Origin of the sequence: Microbacterium sp. gxy059 (assembly GCF_050958665.1) — a bacterium.
GTDB lineage: Bacteria > Actinomycetota > Actinomycetes > Actinomycetales > Microbacteriaceae > Microbacterium.
Genome location: NZ_JAMXWT010000010.1, coordinates 80659 through 98716, shown reverse-complemented (window position 1 = coordinate 98716; position 18058 = coordinate 80659). Strand labels below are relative to the sequence as shown.

The following is an 18058-nucleotide window of genomic DNA, read 5'->3' as shown; positions in this document are numbered from 1 at the left end:
AGCGAACCGGGACAGCCGGATGGGCCTCGTGACCCCGGCTCGCCTTCAGACCCTGGTGCCGGGGACGAGGATCTCGCGGCTACGGGTGGTTCGCCGATGCCGCTTCTCGTGAGCGGCGCAGCAGTGATCCTGCTGCTGGGCGCCGTCGCTGTGGTGATTGCGATGCGCCGCGTGAGGCATCTGCAGTAGTTGCAGAGGTTCGCGAGGCGGGGACAGGAACGTCCCCGCCTCGCACAAGGAGAGTATCCTCGCGGAACCATCAGGTCATCGAGCTGAGCCCTTGATCTCCACTGGGCGATCGACTGAAGTTCCGTCGTCAAACGCGATAGTTCACTTCACAAGAGGGGCTAGGGATTGATGTCCCTGGCCCCTTCTTGTCGTGTCACCTGAGCTGCTTGAGCACCGCCTGGGCGGCGAGGCGGCCGGGCATCCCGTGCACGCCCGCGCCCGGCACGGTCGACGCCGAGCAGAGGAAGACGTCGGGGGCGCTCGTCGCCCAGGGCGAGAGGGCGAGACGCGGGCGGGCGAGGAGCTGCCGGAGGTCGCTGATCCCGCCGTCGATGGCGCCGCCGACGAGGTTGGGGTTGAGCGCCTCGAGGGCGGAGGGGCCCATCGAGTGCCGCGCGAGGATCCGATCGCGGAAGCCGGGCGCGAAGCGCTCGATGCGCGCCTCGATCGCCTCGACGGGGTCGCCGTCGTATCCGAACGGCACGTGGCAGTAACCCCCGAACGCGACCTTCCCCTCGGGCGCGCGCGTCGGGTCCATCCGCGACGCCTGCGACAGGAGCAGGAACGGCTCGTCCGGCATGCGGCCCCGCGCCACGTCGCGCTCCGCCCGGACGACCTCGTCGGCCGGGCCGCCCAGGTGGACGAACCCGGCGTCGGCGAGCGCGGGGTCCGTCCACGGCACGGGCGCGTCGAGCGCCCAGTCGACGCGGTGCACCGCGGCGCCGTACCGCATGCGGTGCAGGGCGTTCGCCGTGCGGGCGTCGAAGAGGTGCCCGGCGATGCGCAACGCGTCCCGCGGCGAGGTGTCGAGGAGCACGGCGCGGGCGCGCGGCAGCGTCTCGATGCGCGACACCCGGGTGCCCGTGACGAGCTCCCCTCCCCGCGAGAGCAGGCGCCGCACGAGGGCGTCCGCGATCGCCTGCGACCCGCCGACCGCGACGGGCCAGCCGACGCCGTGCGCGAGCGCGCCGAGGGCGACGCCGACGAGCGCGGTCGCCGGCTGGCCGAGGTCGACGATCGAATGCGCCGCGAGGCCCGCGATCACGGCGCGGGAGCGCTCGTCGCGCAGCGCGCGCAGGACCCACGGGGTGGGCCAGACGCTCGTCGCGCCGAGGGCGACGAGGTCGGGCGTCGGATGCAGGGGATCCCCGATCGCGCGGCCGAGCTGGCGCCAGCGCGGGGCGAAGAAGCCCATCACGCGGTTCCAGAGCGCCTCGTCGTCTCCGAACCTCTCGGCGGTCTCGGCGACGCTCCTCCGCAGGATCCCGGAGCGCCCGGGCGCGATCGGATGCCCGAGCGGCACGTCGGTCTGGGCGAAGGCGAGTCCCTCGCTCTCGAGCCCGAGGGCGCGGAAGGCGGGGCTCGCCATCGCCATCGGGTGGTTCGAGGCGCCGACGTCGTGCCGGAAGCCGGGGAGCGTCGACTCCACGGTGCGCAGCGCTCCTCCGGCCTCGCTCTGCGCCTCGACGACGACCACCCGCCAGCCCGCCTCCGCGAGGGTGACGGCGGCGACGAGGCCGTTCGGGCCCGCGCCGACCACGACGGCGTCGACGTCGTATCGGCTCATGGCCTCACGCTACCGCCGGGCGGGGCGCCTCAGGCGTCCTGCAGAGCGTGCGCGACGAGGCGCTCGAGCGTGCGGATGCCGTCGCGCGACAGGATCGACTCCAGGTGCCCCTGCACGCTGGCGAAGCCCCGGCCGCGCAGCGCGTGCACGTCGCCGTTCTCCGACGCCGCGATCTCGACGTCGCCGACCGCCCCGCTGCGGGTCTCGCTCGGCGTGAGCACGCGCACGCCCGGCAGGACGCGCGCCGTGAACGTGTTGTAGAAGCCGATCGCGGCGGGCTCGCCGAACAGGTCCACCTGCAGCTGGAGGCCCTGGTGCGGGCTGTCGAGCGCGGCGATGCCGATGCCGAGCCGGGTCGCGAGCACCTGATGGCTGAGGCACACGGCCACGAGAGGGGCGCGCGCGTCGAGGCGCCGCGACACGATCTCGCGCATCCGCCGCACGCGCGGGTTCGCGTCGTCGAGCGGATCCCCCGGGCCGGGGCCGGAGACGACGAGCTCGGCGCCGTCGACGAGCGCGTCGGTCGCCTCGCTCCAGGGGACGATCGCGACGTCGAGCCCGAGGTGGCGCAGCTGGTGGGCGAGCATCGTCGTGAAGCGATCCTCGGCATCGACGACGAGGGCGCTGCGTCCGGCGAACGGGCGCGGCGCGGATCCGTCCTGCTCCTCCAGCCAGAAGGGGGCCAGGCGCGCGTTGCGGGACGCGAGGAGCTCCGCGATCGCCGGATCGTCCGCGAGGCGGGCGGGCGCCGCCCCGGGGGCGTCCTCGTCGACGCCGGCGACCGTCGTGACGGCCCGGGGGATCGCCCCGATCGCCCCGAGCACGCCCGCGGCCTTGCCGTGGGTCTCCGCGACCTCTCCGTAGGGGTCGCTGTGCCGCACGAGCGTGGCGCCCGCGGGCACGCGCAGCTGGCCGTCCTCGATGTAGGCGGTGCGAATGAGGATCGGGGCGTCGAGGTCGTGCCCTCCGTCGCCGCGCGGCGCGAACAGCGCCGCGACGCCCGAGTAGTAGCCGCGCGGCTTCTGCTCGTGGCGCGCGATGACGGCGCAGGCGTTCTGCATGGGGGAGCCGGTCACGGTCGGGGCGAACATGGTCTCGCGGAGAATGTCGCGCGGGTCCATCGTCGAGGTGCCCCGTAAGACGTACTCGGTGTGCGTGAGCCGCGACATCTCCTTGAGGTGCGGGCCCGTGATGCGGCCGCCGTCGCTGCAGACGGCGCTCATCATCTTCAGCTCCTCGTCGACCACCATGAAGAGCTCCTCCGTCTCCTTGGCGTCGGTGAGGAACGCGGCGAGCGTCTCGGCGGTCGCGCCCCCCGCGGGGTGCCGGAAGGTGCCGGAGATGGGGTTCATCGTGACGGTGCGGGCCGCCCCGCCGCCCTCGCTGACGGCCGCCCCGCCGCCCTCGCTGACGGCCGTCACGTGCGCCTCGGGGCTCGCCCCGACGGCCACGTGACCCGGCGTCACGATCGCGAAGGTCCAGTAGGCCCCGCGCTCGTGCTCGAGCAGCGCGCGGAACCAGGTCAGGGCCGCCTGCCGGGGATCCGCGTCCACGCGGGCCGTGTAGTCGCGGCGGATGACGAAGTTGGCACCCTCGCCGCGGCCGATCTCGTCGCGGATCACGGTGCGCACCGCCTCCGCGTACTCCTCGTCCGCGAGGTCGAACCCGGCGTCGGCGAGCGGGACCTGCGCGTCGGGCAGGGCGGCGATCAGCCGGTCCGCGGGCATCTCGCCGCGCTCCTCGACGAGGAGGCAGCGGAGGGGGGCGCCGTCGTCGTGCGCGGCGAAGCCGCGCTCGCGCACCTGCCGGAACGGCACGAGGGCCAGCACTTCGCGGGGCGCGCCCGCCTCGTCGACGAGGGGGATCTCGGCGAGCAGGTCGACGTCGACGACGGGGCCGGAGAGCACCTCGACGCGGTCGGATCCCTCGCGGGCGATGAGGGCGAAGGACGCGTCGGGATCAGCCGCCAGGGCGATCGGGTCGGCGGCCGGGGAGGAAGGCGTCATGGGTCTCGCTTCGGATCGAGGCGGCACCGCATCACGGGTCGACCGCCGGGGGAGGACGGTCGTTTCGGGGTTCGCGAAAAGGGCCGCCTCAGCGAGCGGGCCACCACCAGATGCGGGTCGCGAACATACGCATGAACGTACACAGACGGCCGCGACCCGCGCAACTCGCGGCGGCCTGCCGACCCCGCGGGCGTAGGCTGGGCGCGTGCCCGCAGTGAACCTCGGTATGCCCCACGTCCCTGAGCTCCTCGCGCCGCGTCGGCGGAGCCGGCAGATCAGCGTCGGCCGGGTGAAGGTGGGCGGCGACGCGCCGGTGAGCGTGCAGTCGATGACGACGACGAAGACGCACGACATCAACGCGACGCTGCAGCAGATCGCCGAGCTCACCGCGTCAGGGTGCGAGATCGTGCGCGTCGCGTGCCCGACCGACAAGGACGCGGACGCGCTGAAGATCATCGCGCAGAAGAGCCAGATCCCGGTGATCGCCGACATCCACTTCCAGCCCAAGTACGTCTTCGCCGCGATCGACGCGGGCTGCGGCGCGGTGCGCGTCAACCCGGGCAACATCCGGAAGTTCGACGACAGGGTCGGCGAGATCGCGCGGGCGGCGCAGGACGCGGGCGTGAGCCTCCGGATCGGCGTGAACGCCGGATCCCTCGACCGCCGCCTGCTCGAGAAGCACGGCAGGGCGACGCCCGAGGCGCTCGTCGAGTCGGCGGTCTGGGAAGCGTCGCTGTTCGAGGAGCACGACTTCCACGACTTCAAGATCTCCGTGAAGCACAACGACCCGGTCGTGATGGTGAAGGCGTACCGGCTGCTCGCCGAGCGCGGCGACTGGCCGCTGCACCTCGGCGTGACGGAGGCGGGCCCGGCGTTCCAGGGCACGATCAAGTCGGCGACGGCGTTCGGGATCCTCCTCTCGGAGGGCATCGGCGACACGATCCGCGTCTCGCTCTCGGCCCCTCCCGCCGAGGAGGTCAAGGTGGGGCACCAGATCCTGCAGTCGCTGAACCTGCGGGAGCGCACCCTCGAGATCGTGTCGTGCCCGTCGTGCGGCCGCGCGCAGGTCGACGTCTACTCGCTCGCCGACAGCGTCACGGAGGGGCTGAAGGACATGACGGTGCCGCTGCGCGTCGCGGTCATGGGCTGCGTCGTCAACGGGCCGGGGGAGGCGCGCGACGCCGACCTGGGCGTCGCGAGCGGCAACGGCAAGGGCCAGATCTTCGTCAAGGGCGAGGTGGTCCGCACGGTTCCGGAGGCCGAGATCGTCGAGACGCTCATCGCCGAGGCGAACCGGATCGCCGACGAGATGGGCCAGGACGCGCCGGTCGGCACGGCCCAGGTCGTCACGAGCTGACGGGATCGTCGCCCGCCTCGGCGGGGCACGCCTGGGGTGCCAGGCGCTCGCGGAGCAGGGCGTCGGATGCGTCGAGATCGATGGCGCCGGATGCCGCGCCGATGACGCCGCCGCACGCCTCGTCGGGCGTCAGCGCACGTGCCCGATCGCGGGCGGGCGCCCGCCGCGCAGGAGGCGCGACGCGAACGCGACGACGCGGTCGATCTGCGACCCGAACGGGTTGTCGGCGACCATGTACGTCCAGGTCGACGACAGCCGCGACAGCCCGAGGCTCTCGAGCGAGTCTCCGGCCGCGGCGCTCTCGAGGATCTCGCGCGTCGCCCGCGCGGCGCCGGTCGGCACCGCCCGGAAGCTCTCGTCCTCGATGCGGGTGTAGGCCTGCAGCGGGCTCTGGCGGCCGAGGGCCCGCAGGTGGATCCCCTCCCGCACGGCGGCGAGCTCGCCGAGGTGATCGGTCCAGGCGCGGTCGATCTGCAGCAGCGCGACGTCGCGGGCGAGGCCCAGGCGCTCCGGCGCGGCCCACTCCCGCACCCGGTCGGGATCGTCTGGCCAGACCAGCGTCAGGTACTCGGCGAGGGCGTCGTCGTCGGCGAGGATCCGCTCCCGCGTACGCAGGAGCAGGGCCCTGTTGCGGTCGGTCCGCCGGTGGTAGCGCCTCGTCGTGCGGTGCAGCTCCATCAGCCGGCCCTCCGCGACGCGCTGCGCGTGCGCGTACAGCCGCCGCGCTCCCTCGCTCGCGATCCGCCCCTGGGCGTCGGGAGGGGAGCCGGCGAGCGCGTCGCCGCGCAGGATGAGGTTCTCCGTGATCACGGGATCCTCCAGCGAGGTGAAGAAGACCGACCGGCCCGGATCGCCCTGCCGGCCCGAGCGGCCGCGCAGCTGCCGGTCGAGGCGGGCGCTGTCCCCGCGCCCGATCCCGACGACGAGCAGCCCGCCCGCGGCCGCCGCGCCCTCTCCGAGCAGGATGTCGACCCCGCGCCCGGCCATCTGCGTCGACACCGTGATCCGGCCGCGCTCTCCCGCCCGGGCGATGACCTCGGCCTCCTGCCGGTCGTTCTTCGCGTTGAGCACGACGGGGTCGAGCCCGTGCCGGGCGAGCACGCGGGCGAAGCCCTCGGAGGCGGCGACGCTCGCGGTGCCGACGAGCACCGGCTGCCCCGTCTCGTGAGCGCGGCGGATCTCCCGCGCCGCCGCCTCGTCGCGCCGCCGGGCCGTGTCGAAGAGCCGGTCGGGCTCGTCGATGCGGATCACCCGGCGCTGGGTCGGAACGACGCCCGTCTCGAACCCCATGTCCTCGGCGAGGCGCTCGGCTGCTTCGGCGGCCGACCCGCTCATGCCCGTGCGGACGGGGTAGCGGCGCACGACGGACTCCACGAGGATCTGGTCGAGGACCTCCGCGCGGGCGGTCACCTCGAGGCCCTCCTTGCGCTCGATCGCCGCCTGCAGCCCGTCCGGCCAGCGCTGGCGATCCGCGATCCTGCCGCGCGCGGCGGCGACGAGCCGCACCCGCCCGTCCGAGACGACGTAGTCCACGTCGCGTCGCACGAGCGCCTCGGCGTGCAGCGCGACGTGGGCGGCGGTGAGGAGGTCGACCGCGTCGTCGGCATAGAGGTTCGGCACGCCGAGCGCCTCCTCGAGCGCCGCGATCCCGGCATCGGTGAGCGCCGCCGCCCGGCGGTCGGGGTCCACCTCGTAGTCGGATCCCTCGACGAGACGGCGCACGGCGTCCGCGACCCGCCGATCGTCGGGATCCGCGTTCGCCTCTCCCGCCAGCACGAGCGGCACGGTCGCCTCGTCGATGAGCGCGGCGTCGATCTCGTCGAGCACCGCGGCGCCGGGCGGCGGCACGAGGCGGTCCGCGTCGCGGACGCGCTGCCGATCGCGCAGCAGGTCGAACCCCACCTGCGGCACGGTCGAGAACGCGACGTCGGCGCCGTACGCCTCGCGTCGCGCGGCGTCGTCCATCCCCTCCACGACGGCGGCGCTCGTCATCCCGAGCAGGCGGAAGAACGGGGTGCCCTCCTCGGCGTCGCGCGCGGCGAGGTAGGCGTTGGCGGTGAGCACGTGCACCCGGACCCCCGTGCGCACGAGGCCGGCGGCGGCGAGGAAGCCGACGAGCGTCTTCCCCTCGCCTGTCGCCATGTCGACCACCCGGCCGCGCAGCAGAGCCGCCGCCGCGACGAGCTGAGGAGGGTGCGGATCCCGTCCGATGGCCCTCCTGGCCGCCTCGGCGACGAGCGCGAGGTGCGCCGCGAGCTGGTCGTCGTCCGCCGGGTCGAGCGGGAGGCCGGCGCGGGCCGCGAGGTCTTCGTCCGGCAGCGGCGACATCTCGTCCTCGCGGGTCCGGGCGGCGTCGGCGACGCGGCCCTCGGCGGCGAGGCTCGTCGTGCCCGGCTCCTGCTTCAGCCTCCGGGCGCCGTGCGCGATCCGCGACCACCACGTGCCATCGGAGCGCTGCCTCACCGCGCCAGGCTAACCCCGCGACGCGGGGGAGGGAGCCGTGATCGCGCGCGCTCGTAGAATGGTCGCGGAATCGAGCGCTCCCGGGACGACCCGGCGGGCGGACCGCACGAGCAGGGACGACCCCGCAGAACGGGAACGAGGCATGTCGTCCGTCCTCAGAGCCGTCCTCTCTCCGCGCGCGATCGCCGCAGCGGGTCTCGGATGGGGATCCGTGATCGCGCTCGCCGTCGTCGGGCCTCAGCGCCCCGACCTCCTCGCCGGTCCGGCGATCGCGGGGCTCCTCGCGATCGTGGTCGCGGTCGTCGTCGTGTGCGCGTTCGGCGTCGTGGCCCAGGCGGAGCGCCTCGCGCGTCTGCTGGGCGACCCCTACGGCACTCTCGTGCTGACCCTCTCGATCGTCGCGATCGAGGTGGTGCTCATCTCGGCGGTCATGCTCGGCCCTGGCGAGCACGAGACGATCGCGCGGGACTCCGTCATGGCCGTGGCGATGATCATCCTGAACCTCGTCGTCGGCGCGGCCCTCGTCGCGGGCGGCCTGCGGCACGACGTCCTCGCCGCGCGGTCCGAGGGCGCGACCGCCTACCTGTCTGTGCTCGTCGTGCTCCTCGTCGCGGCGTTCGCGCTGCCGGGGCTGATCGGATCCGGCGGCGCCTTCCGCCCGGCGCAGGCCGTGCCGATCCTCGTGCTCACGATCCTCCTCTACGCCTTCTTCCTCGCGAGGCAGACCGGGGCGCAGCGCGCCGACTTCCAGGAGATCGGCTCCGAGGAGGAGCACGGGCGCGCGCCCCTCGGGGAGGTCTGGCGCGCCCATCGCGCCGAGATCCTCGCACGCGCGGCGACGCTCGTCGTCACGGTGCTCCCCGTCGTCCTGCTCTCGCACGACATGGCGGTCCTCCTCGACGAGGGGCTCGCCCGGGCGGGGGCGCCGGTCGCGCTGTCCGGGATCCTCATCGCGGCCGTCGTGTTCCTGCCCGAGACGATCACGACGATCCGCGCGGCGCTCGCGGGCGAGATGCAGCGGGTCAGCAACCTCTGCCACGGGGCGCTCGTCTCCACCGTCGGCCTCACGATCCCCGCGGTGCTCGCGATCGGGCTCGCCACGGGGCAGACCGTGGTGCTCGCCGAGACGCCGACGAACCTCGTGCTCCTCGCCGCGACGCTGCTGCTGTCGGCGACGACGTTCGCGTCGAGGCGCGTCACGGCCGTGCACGGCGCCGCCCACCTGATGCTGTTCGCGCTCTACGGGCTCAGCGTCTTCGCCTGACGCGCGTCCGGCGACGTGCGCGGCCACCTCGGCGAGGAACCAGTCCGCCTGATCCTCGATCTCGGCGGGGTCCGTCAGGTGGACGAGGGGCAGCACGAACTCGTCGACCCCCGCTGCTGCGTAGGCGGACATGACCTCGCGCAGCCGCTCGGCGGAGCCGCCGACGGCGGGGCGGGATCGCTCGGCCGCCTCGCGCTCGCCGTCGGCGCCGGGCAGCACGTGGGCCTGCGTCGTGCGCCAGAGCGACGCGGGGTCGCGCCCCGCGTCCTCGAGGGCGGCCGTGAAGATCGCGTTCTTGCGGGCGAACAGATCGGGAGTCGCCCACATGTTCCACTCGTCGGCGTAGCGCGCGACGATCCGGGGCATCACCTTCTCGCCCTTGCCCCCGACGAGGATCGGGAGGCTCGCGTGCGGACGGGGGCTGAGCGTCGCGCGCTCGAGCCGGTAGCGCTCGCCGCGGTGATCGACGACGGGCTCGTCGCGCAGGCGCGTGATGACCTCGAGCGCCTCGCGGAACCACCGGATCCGGCTCGGCACGTCGCCGTACTCGATGCCGAACGCGCGGTGCTCGTTCTCCTGCCAGCCCGCGCCGAGGCCGAGCACGAAGCGGCCGTCCGCGATGTCGCTGAGTGCGGCCGCCTGCTTGGCGACGACGGCGGGGTGGCGGTACGTGTTGCCGAGCACCATCGAGCCGATGCGCACGTCGGGCACCGAGGCGGCCAGCGCCGCGAGCTGCGTGAGCGACTCTCCTCTCGGGCCGTCGTTCGGCTCGGCGGCGTTGTCCATGAAGTGGTCCTCGAGCCACAGGCCCCGCCAGCGGGCGGGGCCAGATCGCGCCTGCGCCGCTCGCGTCGCGACGGCGCGGAGATCGTTCCAGGGCAGATGCGCGGGCAGCCAGAGCGAGAACCTCATGCCCTCAGACTACGAGCCGTCGCGCGGTGGGCGATCTCCCTTCGCGCTCTCCCAGAGGGACGCCCACTGCTCGGGCGAGAGGTCCCTCGGCAGCGCGCGCTCGCCGATCCCCGCCCGCGCGAGCGTGCGGCGCGCCTGCGCGGGCCCGAGGGGCGCGGCATGGGTCAGCATCCGCGCGAGGCCCGCACCCCGCGCGACGAACACGGATCTCACGAAGCGCTCGTACGACGGGCGCCGGGCCGGATCCACGAGCGGCGTCGCGCGTCGGACGAGGCCGAGCACCCCGCCGTCCACCCCCGGGCGGGGCGAGAACCCGCGGGCGGGCACGCGGCCGTGGAGGGACGCGTCGAACCAGGGAGCCGCCTGCGCGGTCAGGATGGTGCCTCCGCCGACGCCCGCGCGCTTGCGGGCGACCTCCCACTGGGTGAGGAGGAAGGCCTGCTCCCACGTGCCGGTCGTCAGCAGCCGGCGGAGGATCGGGGTCGTGAGGTGGAACGGCACGTTCCCCACGACGACGGGCGCGCTCAGCGGGTGGCGGAGCGCGTCGGCATGCACGACGCGCACCCCCGGCAGGGCGCGGCGCAGCCGGCGGACGCGATGCTCGTCGATCTCGATCGCGGTGACGGGGCGGCCGAGGGCGCTCAGCGGACGCGTGAGAGCGCCGTCGCCCGCGCCGATCTCGAGGATCGGCCCGCGCGTCGAGGCCGCGAGCGCGGTGAGGAGGTCGATGGTCGGGCGGTGGACGAGGAAGTTCTGGCCGAGCTCGTGTCGGCCGCCGTGGGCAGAACGGGGCATGGGGTGCGCTCCAGGGACGAGTGTCGGAGCGCCCGAGAACAGGCGAGGCGCCGCAGAGGACGCGAGGGGACGCCGTTCCGAGGCGCTTCAGGGCTCTCGGAAGGACGACGCGCGATGCCGCGTGAGGGGAGACGCGCCGTCAGGCGCGGCGGTCCCGGAAGGTGCGCACGCACGTGTCCGCGCGCATGCAGATCAGACTTCCCATGCCGGCGACTGTATCAGGGGCGGCGAGCTCACGCCGCGTCGGCCTCCGCGAGGGCGCGGCGGATGTCGTCGAACGAGACCGCCCCGATCCGCTCGCCCGCCGCATCGGTCACGACGAGGGCATCGGCCGAGGAGCGCACGAGGGCGTCGAGGGCCGCGTGCAGCGTCGCGTCCCTCGGCACCTGCGGGGCGTCGTCGGAGACCGGCGCGCCCGCGAGCGCGAGGTCGCCGACGGCGCGCAGGCGCAGGCGCTGCATGGCGGCGCCGGATCCCACGAACCGCTCCACGAAGTCGGTCGCGGGCCGGCGCAGCACCTCGTCGGGCTCGGCGAACTGCGCGAGCGTCGCCGAGCGGTCGAACACGGCGATCCGGTCGCTCATCTTCACGGCCTCGTCGATGTCGTGCGTGACGAAGAGGATGGTCTTGCGCATCTCGCGCTGGATGCGGAGGAGCTCGTCCTGCAGCTCGATGCGGGTGATCGGGTCGATCGCGCCGAACGGCTCGTCCATGAGCATCACGTCCGGATTCGCGGCGAGCGCGCGGGCGACGCCGACGCGCTGCGCCTGCCCGCCCGACAGCTGGGACGGATAACGGGATCCGAACTCGCTCTCCGGCACGCCGACGAGATCGAGCAGCTCCCCGACGCGGGAGCGGATGTCCGCGCGACTCCAGCCGAGGAGCTTCGGGACGGTCGCCACGTTGTCGGCGATCGTGCGGTGGGGGAGCAGCCCCACCTGCTGGATGACGTAGCCGATGCGGCGCCGCAGCGCGACCTGATCGAGCCCCCCGATGTCCGACCCTCCCAGGGAGATCGTGCCCGAGGAGGGGTCGACGAGCCGGTTGACCATCTTCATCGTGGTGGTCTTGCCGCAGCCGGAGGGGCCGACGAGCGAGACGAGGGCGCCGTCGGGGATGTCCATCGACAGCTCGGCGACCGCGGGCCGCGCGGCACCCGGATACACCTTCGAGACGCGATCGAACCGGATCAGGGCGTCGGAGGTCATCGTCGGTGCGTCTCCCTGGTGTCGTGGTGCGGCCCGGAGGCGCTCCGCGTCCGGGGAGGCTCATCTTTCCACAGCGGCCTCGCGGCGGGCGCGTTCCGCGCAACCCGACGGAATAGACTCGTGCCGTGGTCACCCGTCTTTCGAAGCTCTTCGTCCGCACCCTGCGTGAGGATCCCTCCGACGCGGAGGTGCGCAGCCATCGCCTGCTCGTGCGCGCCGGATACATCCGCCGCCAGGCGCCCGGCATCTTCGCGTGGCTCCCGCTCGGGCTGCGCGTCAAGACCCGTCTCGAGCGCATCGTCCGCGAGGAGATGGAGGCGGCGGGCGCGCAGGAGGTGCACTTCCCCGCCCTCATGCCGCGCGAGCCCTACGAGGCGACGGGCCGCTGGGAGGAGTACGGCGAGAACCTCTTCCGCCTGCAGGATCGCCACGGCGCCGACTACCTGCTCGCCCCCACGCACGAGGAGGCGTTCACGCTGCTCGTGAAGGACCTCTTCTCGTCGTACAAGGATCTGCCGCTGTCGATCTACCAGATCCAGGACAAGTACCGCGACGAGGCGCGTCCGCGCGCGGGCCTTCTGCGCGGGCGCGAGTTCACGATGAAGGACGCGTACTCGTTCGACGTCTCCGACGAGGGGCTCGACGCCAGCTACGAGGCGCAGCGCGCCGCGTACGAGCGCATCTTCGGCCGGCTCGGCGTCGAGTACGCGATCGTGCAGGCCGACGCCGGCGCGATGGGCGGCTCCCGCAGCGAGGAGTTCCTGCACCCGACCCCCGTCGGGGAGGACACCTTCGTGCGCTCGGAGGGCGGATACGCGGCCAACGTCGAGGCGTTCGCGACCCTCGCGCCGGAGCCGATCCCCTTCGACGGGCTGCCCGAGCCGGTCGTGTTCGACTCCCCGGGCACGACGACGATCGACACGCTCGTCGCGCACGCCGCCCTGGCCGTCCCCGACGCACCGGAGGGCGGCTGGACCGCGGCGCACACGCTGAAGAACGTCGTCCTCGCCCTCGTGCACCCCGACGGCGCGCGCGAGGTGGTCGTCGTCGGGCTCCCCGGCGATCGCGACATCGACGAGAAGCGCCTCGAGGTGGCGTTCGCGCCCGCCGAGGCCGAGCCCGCCACGGCGGAGGACCTCGCGAAGCACCCGATGCTCGTGCGCGGGTTCATCGGGCCGTGGACGGCCCAGGGGCCGCTGCTCGGCGAGGAGTCGGCGACGGGGATCCGCTACCTCGTCGACCCCCGCATCGTCGACGGCACGACGTGGATCACGGGGGCGAACGTCGCCGACCGGCACGTGCACGGCCTCGTCGCGGGGCGCGACTTCGTGGCCGACGGCACGGTCGAAGTCGCGACGGTGCGCGACGGCGATCCGGCTCCCGACGGGTCAGGCCCCGTCTCGCTCGCGCGCGGCATGGAGATCGGCCACGTGTTCCAGCTCGGCCGCAAGTACGCTGAGGCGCTCGGGCTCAAGGTGCTCGATGAGAACGGCAAGCTCGTGACCGTCACGATGGGCTCGTACGGCATCGGCGTCACGCGCGTGCTCGCGCTCATCGCCGAGCTGTTCAGCGACGACAAGGGGCTCATCTGGCCCGAGTCGATCGCGCCGTTCGACGTGCACGTCGTCGCGACGGGCAAGGGCGAGGAGGCCTACGAGCTGGCCGGCGAGATGATCGCGGAGCTCGAGGCGGCCGGCCTCGACGTGCTCTTCGACGACCGCCCCAAGGTCTCGCCCGGCGTGAAGTTCGGCGACGCCGAGCTGCTCGGCGTGCCGAAGCTCGTGATCGCGGGCCGCGGCGCCGCCGACGGCCAGGTCGAGCTGTGGGACCGCCGCACGGGCGAGCGGGAGACCGTCGCCGTCGCCGAGGCCGTGGAGCGTCTGACCGCCTGACGCGCCACGCGCAGGGCCCGTCCTCCGGAGGACGGGCCCTGCGTCGTTCTCCCGCGCGTCACCCGGGGGACAGGGGAGGGACACCTTCGGGCGAGAGGGTGGAGGAAGCCGGTCGAGGGGCTGGCTCCCCGTCCCCATCCCTGAGAGAATCCTCCGCATGTCACAGCAGAACACTGTCCGCGTCCGACGCGGATCGGCGGTCGTCGCGGCCGCCGCGCTCGCCGCAGGTGGGCTCGTCATCGCTCCGAACGCGGCGTCGGCCGCGCCCGACGGGTCCGGGCTCGTCATCAGCGAGGTGTACGGAGGCGGCGGCAACAGCGGCGCCCCCCTCACGCACGACTTCGTGGAGCTGTTCAACCCGACCTCCGACCCCATCGACCTCTCCGACCTGTCGCTCGAGTACAAGTCGGCCGCCGGGGGATCCGGCGGCGTCGTCGACCTGTCGGGAGCGGTCGAGCCCGGCGGTCACTTCCTCGTCCAGCTCGCCGCGGGCAACGGCGCGGGCGACGCGCTCCCCGAGGCCGACCAGACCGGATCGATCAACATGTCCGGCGCGAACGGACGCGTGTACCTGTACGAGGGATCCGGGCAGTTCGACGGGGTCTCGGGCGACGTCGCCGGCATCGAGGGCCTCGTCGACATGGTGGGCTACGGCACGGCGGCCTCGTACGAGGGGAGCCCCGCGCCCGGCCTCGGCAACCAGACGAGCGCATCGCGCGCCGCGGACGGCGCGGACACCGACGACAACGCGGCCGACTTCTCGGCCGGCGCGCCCTCGCCCGTCAACGCGGCGGGCGAGACCACCGCGCCCGAGCAGCCGGAGGAGCCCGAGGAGCCGGGCGAGGTCGTCGAGACGACGATCGCCGACGCGCGCGGCCTGTCGGCCGGCACCCGCGTCGAGGTTCCCGGCGTCGTCACGGCCGTCTACCCCGTGGGCGGCTTCCGCGGATTCACGATCCAGGATCCGTCCGGTGACCCCGATGACGACGTGTCCGACGCGATCTTCGTGTGGGGCGACCAGGCGGTCGCGGCGATCGGCGGCGACGTCGAGATCGGCGCCCCCGTGCGCGTGACGGGCGCGACCGACGCCTACAACGGCCTCGCGCAGCTGCGCTTCGAGTCCGTCGAGACGACGGACGACCTCGGCGAGGTCCAGCCGATCGCCGACTGGGCGGTCGTCGCCGACGAGGAGTCGCGCGAGGCGCACATGAGCGAGCTCGTGCAGCCCGACGCCGCCTTCGTCGTGACCGACAACTACGACGCGAACTTCTACGGATCCTTCCTGCTGGCGCAGGGGGAGGAGCCCCTCGTGCAGCCGACGGCGGTCATCGACCCGCACGACGCCGACGCGATCGCCGAGCGCATCGCGGAGGACGACGCGCGCACGATCACGCTCGACGACGGGCGCAGCGTGAACTTCAACAGCCAGAAGGGCGAGCCGCTGTCGTACCTGACGCCCGAGAACCGGGTGCGCGTCGGCGACGCGGTCTCCTTCGAGCGCCCCTTCGTGCTCGACTGGCGCTTCGACGGGTGGAGCCTGCAGCCCACCGAGCCCATCGAGGGCGCGGGCGCGGAGCACGTGACCTTCGAGACCGAGGACGGCGTCGACGTCGCCCCGACGGTCGACGGCGACATCTCGGTCGCCATCTTCAACGTGCTCAACTACTTCCCGACCACGGCCGAGGAGTACGTCGACGCGGACCTCGGCACGTGCACCTTCTACACCGACCGCGACGGGGCGCGGATCACCGCGAACCGCTGCGACCCGAACGGGCCGCGCGGCGCGGCGGACGACGAGAGCCTCGCCCGCCAGGAGGCGAAGATCGTCCAGGCGATCAGCGAGCTGGACGCGTCGATCGTGTCGCTGCAGGAGGTCGAGAACTCGATCGCCTTCGGCAAGGACCGCGACTTCGCGCTCGAGACGCTCGTCGATGCGCTCAACGCGCACGAGGGCGCCGAGACGTGGGCGTACGCCGAGAGCCCCCTCGAGGTGCCGGCCGACGAGGACGTGATCCGCAACGCGTTCATCTACCAGCAGGCCGAGGTCGAGACGGTGGGCGCGTCGCATATCCTCCTCGACCATGAGGCGTTCGAGAACGCCCGCGAGCCGCTGTTCCAGGGCTTCAAGCCGGCCGGCGCGGCCGACGACGAGGCTTTCCTCGTCGCCTCGAACCACCTGAAGTCCAAGGGCTCGGGCGCCGACGACGGCACGGGGCAGGGCAACGCGAACCCCGACCGCATCCGCCAGGCCGAGGCGCTCGCCGCCTACACGACCGAGGTGCAGGAGCTCACGGGCATCGAGCCGGTGCTCCTCACGGGCGACTTCAACTCGTACGCGATGGAGGACCCCGCGATCGCCATCGAGGGCGCGGGCTTCACGAACCTCAACTACGCGCTCAACGGCGGCGAGGCGACGTACGTCTTCCAGGGGCGATCGGCCTCCCTCGACCACGTGTTCGCCAACGAGGCCGCCCTGGATCTCGTGACCGACGTCGACGTGTGGCAGATCAACGCGCAGGAGCAGATCGCCTACGAGTACAGCCGCTACAACTACAACGCGACGCTGCTGTTCGATGAGACGACGCCCTTCCGCGCGAGCGACCACAACCCGATCGTCGTGGGCCTGGCGGCGGCCGATGAGCCGGGCGACGACGACGAGGAGCCGACGGAGGACGCGGGCGAGACCGGCGCGGAGGATGCCGGCGAGGAGCTCACGGACGACGCCGGCGAGACCGGTGCCGAGGACGCGGGCGAGGAGCCCGTGGAGGACGCCGGCGAGAACGGCGGGGAGGACGCCGGGGAGGCCGGAGCCGAGGACCCGGGCGAGGAGCCCGCGGACGACGCGAGCGAGACCGGAGGCGAGGACGCGACCGAGAGCGGCTCGGAGGAGTCCGCCGAGGCCGGCTCCGAGGATCCCGCCGAGGACGGCGCGGAGGACGCGGCAGACGGCTCCGGCGCGGGCGAGTCGGGTGACGGCTCCGCGGAGGACGCCGGCGGCTCCGCCGACGACCCGGCGACGGATGACGACGGATCCGGCGACGAGTCGGCGCCGCTGAGCCCGACCGGCGGCGGGATCGCCGTGACCGGGATCGGCGCGCTGGCCCTGCTCGCGGTCCTCGCCGGGGTCGCTCTGCGGCGCCGCGCGGCCTGAGCAGCGCGCTCGCATCCGCAGGCCCGGACCCCCTCGGCGGGGGCCCGGGCCTGCGGCGCGCCGGGACGGGCGACGCGCAGGATCGGTCGGGTATCGTCGAACAGATATCGGCATCTCGACCTCGCCGATGGAGAGCTGAATAGGGAGGCTGCAATGGACATCGACCTGGCACTGCTGCGTTCGATCGAGCGCGAGAAGGAGATCCCGTTCGACGAGCTGGCGGAGATCATCGAACAGGCCGTTCTGACCGCCTTCGCGAAGCACGTCACGCAGACGGGGGAGATCCCGCAGGGCGCGCGCGCTCAGCTCGACCGCCGCACCGGCCACGTCGCCGTCCTCGTCCCGGTGACCGACGACGAGGGCGCGGTCATCGGCGAGGAGGAGCAGAACCCCGAGGACTTCGGCCGCATCGCCGCCTACGCCGCGAAGCAGGTCATCAGCCAGCGCCTCCGCGACATCGCCGACGACGCGGTGCTGGGCGAGTTCCGCGGCAAGGAGGGCGACATCGTCGCCGGCGTGATCCAGCAGGGGTCGAACCCCCGCATGGTGCAGGTCGACCTCGGCTCCGTCGAGGGGATCCTCCCCCCGGAGGAGCAGGTCCCCGGCGAGGACTACGCGCACGGCACGCGCATCCGCGTGTACGTCACGAGCGTATCCCGCGGCACGAAGGGCCCGTCGATCACCGTCTCACGCACCCACCCCGGCCTCGTGCGCAAGCTGTTCGCGCTCGAGGTCCCCGAGATCGCGAGCGGTCTCGTCGAGATCGTCTCGCTCGCCCGCGAGGCGGGGCACCGCACGAAGATGGCGGTCGTGGCGAAGGACCCGTCCATCAACGCGAAGGGCGCCTGCATCGGCGAGCTCGGCCGGCGCGTGCGCGCCGTGCAGGACGAGCTGTCGGGCGAGAAGATCGACATCGTCGACTACGACGACGACCTCGCGACGTTCGTGTCGCACGCGCTGAGCCCCGCGAAGGTCTCGTCGAGCTTCGTGATCGACGAGAAGACCAAGGCCGTGCGCGCGCTCGTCCCCGACTACCAGCTGTCGCTCGCGATCGGCAAGGAGGGCCAGAACGCCCGCCTCGCCGCCAAGCTCACGGGCGCCAAGATCGACATCCAGCCCGACAGCATCCTCGAGGGCGAGTGACGCGCGGTCGCTCCTCGGGGCGAGGGGTGTAGGATGGATCCCGTACGAACGTGCGTCGGCTGCCGCACGCGT

General features: G+C 73.4%; 10 protein-coding genes and 2 pseudogenes. 6 read left to right on the top strand and 6 right to left on the bottom strand.

Translation table 11 applies throughout. From position 1 onward, the window contains the following. Positions 1 to 189 (top strand): annotated as a pseudogene (locus NHL53_RS07955) (hypothetical protein); the annotation flags it as partial. Between the two features lie 193 nt (positions 190 to 382). Here the strand turns inward: NHL53_RS07955 and NHL53_RS07950 are convergent. Together NHL53_RS07950 and NHL53_RS07945 are read right to left on the bottom strand one after the other, a co-directional pair. Then, on the bottom strand, positions 383 to 1795 hold the full coding sequence (locus NHL53_RS07950; RefSeq protein WP_433776319.1) for a phytoene desaturase family protein: 1413 nt from the start codon (positions 1793 to 1795) through the stop codon (positions 383 to 385). Positions 1796 to 1824: 29 nt separating this feature from the next. Further along, positions 1825 to 3801 carry an anthranilate synthase family protein gene (locus NHL53_RS07945; protein WP_433776318.1) on the bottom strand — a complete coding sequence of 659 codons (1977 nt, stop codon included), beginning with the start codon at positions 3799 to 3801 and terminating at the stop codon, positions 1825 to 1827. A 226-nt stretch (positions 3802 to 4027) separates the two neighbouring features. Here NHL53_RS07945 and ispG point away from each other — a divergent pair, with 226 nt between their 5' ends. Next, complete coding sequence (ispG, locus tag NHL53_RS07940; RefSeq protein WP_433776321.1) at positions 4028 to 5158, top strand: flavodoxin-dependent (E)-4-hydroxy-3-methylbut-2-enyl-diphosphate synthase; 1131 nt, start codon at positions 4028 to 4030, stop codon at positions 5156 to 5158. A 129-nt stretch (positions 5159 to 5287) separates the two neighbouring features. Here ispG and secA2 read toward each other — a convergent pair whose 3' ends face one another. Beyond that, positions 5288 to 7621 (bottom strand): accessory Sec system translocase SecA2, encoded by a 2334-nt coding sequence (gene secA2, locus NHL53_RS07935; protein WP_433776317.1) that lies wholly within the window; start codon positions 7619 to 7621, stop codon positions 5288 to 5290. A gap of 142 nt (positions 7622 to 7763) precedes the next feature. Here secA2 and NHL53_RS07930 point away from each other — a divergent pair, with 142 nt between their 5' ends. Then, a complete protein-coding gene (locus tag NHL53_RS07930; protein ID WP_433776316.1) occupies positions 7764 to 8885 on the top strand; it encodes a calcium:proton antiporter in 1122 nt (373 codons plus the stop codon). A gap of 72 nt (positions 8886 to 8957) precedes the next feature. On the opposite strand, the pseudogene NHL53_RS07925 reads toward NHL53_RS07930, so the two are convergent. The 3 genes and pseudogenes from NHL53_RS07925 to NHL53_RS07915 all read right to left on the bottom strand — a co-directional run. Beyond that, positions 8958 to 9797: pseudogene (locus tag NHL53_RS07925) on the bottom strand (LLM class flavin-dependent oxidoreductase); the annotation flags it as partial. 9 nt (positions 9798 to 9806) lie between these two features. Then, on the bottom strand, positions 9807 to 10592 hold the full coding sequence (gene erm / locus NHL53_RS07920) for a 23S ribosomal RNA methyltransferase Erm (protein ID WP_433776315.1): 786 nt from the start codon (positions 10590 to 10592) through the stop codon (positions 9807 to 9809). 233 nt (positions 10593 to 10825) lie between these two features. Beyond that, complete coding sequence (locus NHL53_RS07915; protein WP_433776314.1) at positions 10826 to 11800, bottom strand: ABC transporter ATP-binding protein; 975 nt, start codon at positions 11798 to 11800, stop codon at positions 10826 to 10828. Positions 11801 to 11925: 125 nt separating this feature from the next. Here NHL53_RS07915 and NHL53_RS07910 point away from each other — a divergent pair, with 125 nt between their 5' ends. The 3 genes from NHL53_RS07910 (at position 11926) to nusA (ending at position 17986) form a co-directional block, all read left to right on the top strand. After that, complete coding sequence (locus NHL53_RS07910) at positions 11926 to 13692, top strand: proline--tRNA ligase (protein ID WP_433776313.1); 1767 nt, start codon at positions 11926 to 11928, stop codon at positions 13690 to 13692. Positions 13693 to 13849: 157 nt separating this feature from the next. Further along, a complete protein-coding gene (locus NHL53_RS07905) occupies positions 13850 to 16843 on the top strand; it encodes an ExeM/NucH family extracellular endonuclease (RefSeq protein WP_433776312.1) in 2994 nt (997 codons plus the stop codon). 153 nt (positions 16844 to 16996) lie between these two features. Beyond that, positions 16997 to 17986 carry a transcription termination factor NusA gene (gene nusA, locus NHL53_RS07900; protein ID WP_433776311.1) on the top strand — a complete coding sequence of 330 codons (990 nt, stop codon included), beginning with the start codon at positions 16997 to 16999 and terminating at the stop codon, positions 17984 to 17986. Positions 17987 to 18058 lie beyond the last annotated feature (72 nt).